Origin of the sequence: Paraburkholderia sp. EG304, from assembly GCF_046543485.1 — a bacterium.
GTDB classification, from domain to species: Bacteria; Pseudomonadota; Gammaproteobacteria; order Burkholderiales; family Burkholderiaceae; genus Paraburkholderia; species Paraburkholderia youngii.
This window is the reverse complement of the sequence record NZ_JBKGUA010000197.1, coordinates 1-1,692: the sequence shown is the minus strand read 5'-3', so window position 1 is coordinate 1,692 and position 1,692 is coordinate 1. Positions and strand designations below refer to the sequence as shown.

Sequence of the window (1,692 nt, the reverse complement as noted above, 5' to 3'; positions counted from 1 at the left end):
CACAGCGTCATCACGAAGAACCATGTCTTGAGCGGTACGCCGGATTCGTGTGTCAAAACGGGACCGGCACCGAAGTCGAGCTGCGCTGCGTCCGCCGGGGCGAACTCCAGGATCGTCGTCGCTCTCGAGCCGCGCTCGGCCTTCAGGTGCAGCAGGAAGCGCCGCACTGCCGAATAGCTGCCCGTATAGCCGTGGTTGCGCTGAAGCGCGTTGAAGATCGTCGTGCCCTGCACGTCGGCGTCATACCAGCCGCGCACCAGATCGCGAAACGGTTCAATCGTGGAGACGCAGCTACGCGGCAGCTTCGGATTGCGTCCGAAGATCGCTGCCAGTTCGGCGTCGTCCGGCAAGGGCCGACCGGGATCGAGCCAGCCCCGAGCGAGCGCGAGCTGCCTGACGGTCTTCAGCTTCCCACGCCCCATCAGGCGCGCGCTGGCAATGTCGCGGTCGGAATCACCCTGACGCATGCGCGCCAGTACCTGTCGATACTCAAACACTTCGAACCTCCTTCGACTCATCGGCCCTCCGGGCAAAAAGCCTGAAGGTACCGGGTTGCGGAAATTCGAAATGCGTTTCGGGCTGGCACCCGACAGAACACTGAGCCTGCTACGTGGCTCGATTACGCCGATCCTGCGGTGGCTCCAATACGCCGATCATCGAGTGGCCCGATTGCGGCGATCATCCGGTGGCTCGATTACGCCGATCCCGGAATGGCTCGAATATGCCGGTCAGTGACAATCCCAGGATAGTTCACCGGAATCCCAATGCCAGGACTTTTGCCGACCTTCCTTAACCTTGGCCACCTGAACAACTGGAACCAAGGATGGGCGCGCCGATTGTTGATGACGAACTTTGGACGCTGATCGAGCCATTGCTGCCGTCGCCCAAACCCCGGCGCAAGAAGAATCGAGGCCGGTTGCCAGCCGAGCTGCACTGAACTGAATCCTGTTCGTGCTCAAGACCGGTATCCGCTGGCCCGACCTGTCGACGAAATAGGGATTTTGGATCGGATTCAACCTGCTGACGACGGTTGCGCGACTGACAGAAGGCCGGCGTCGGGAAACGACTGCAGGAGCTACTGCTGCCGAAGTTACGCGAGGCAGGCGAACTCGATTTCAGCCGAGCAGCCGTCGACTCTTTGGCTGTGCGAGCCGTTGGGGCGGGCGAAAAGCTGGTCCGAGCCCCACGGATCGCGCCCAGGCTCCAAGCACCACGTCCTCGTAGACGCCAATGGCGTCTTTGTCGGCGCGATCCTCACTGGGGCGAATCGCAACGACGTCACCCAGTTGCTGCCGCTGCCTGACGCCATTCCACCGATTGGCGGCCTACGTGGCCGGCTGAATTTGCCCCTGCACCTCCGGACACCGCCTCACACTTGAGTTGATGAATCGGTTGTGCGCCTGAACTCGCGTGGCGAGCGGTACTTCAGCGCGCTATGAGGGTGCTGCTCGTTGTAATGCTCGAACGCGACGGCGAGATTGCGCGCTGCGGTCGCGGCATCTGGTCTTGGCATGAAGGCAATATAGTCGCGCTTCATCGTCTTCACGAAGCTTTCCGCCATGCCGTTATCGTAAGTCAGCAACTGCTTGTCGTGACGACGGTTGCGCGACCGTAACGGTCGAGATCACCCATCCCTTTCACCCACTACGCGGCACTCGCATCCAACTGGCTACCCGGCGCATTAACTGGGGA

General features: G+C 61.3%; 3 pseudogenes. 1 reads left to right on the top strand and 2 read right to left on the bottom strand.

The features are described from left to right. Positions 1-497, bottom strand: a pseudogene (locus ACLFKU_RS43275) (IS21 family transposase); the annotation flags it as partial. A gap of 326 nt (positions 498-823) precedes the next feature. On the opposite strand from ACLFKU_RS43275, the pseudogene ACLFKU_RS43270 reads away from it, so the two are divergent. Further along, positions 824-1,334 (top strand): annotated as a pseudogene (locus tag ACLFKU_RS43270) (IS5 family transposase); the annotation flags it as partial. Between the two features lie 35 nt (positions 1,335-1,369). Here ACLFKU_RS43270 and ACLFKU_RS43265 read toward each other — a convergent pair. Beyond that, positions 1,370-1,567, bottom strand: a pseudogene (locus ACLFKU_RS43265) (integrase core domain-containing protein); the annotation flags it as partial. Positions 1,568-1,692: the final 125 nt, after the last annotated feature.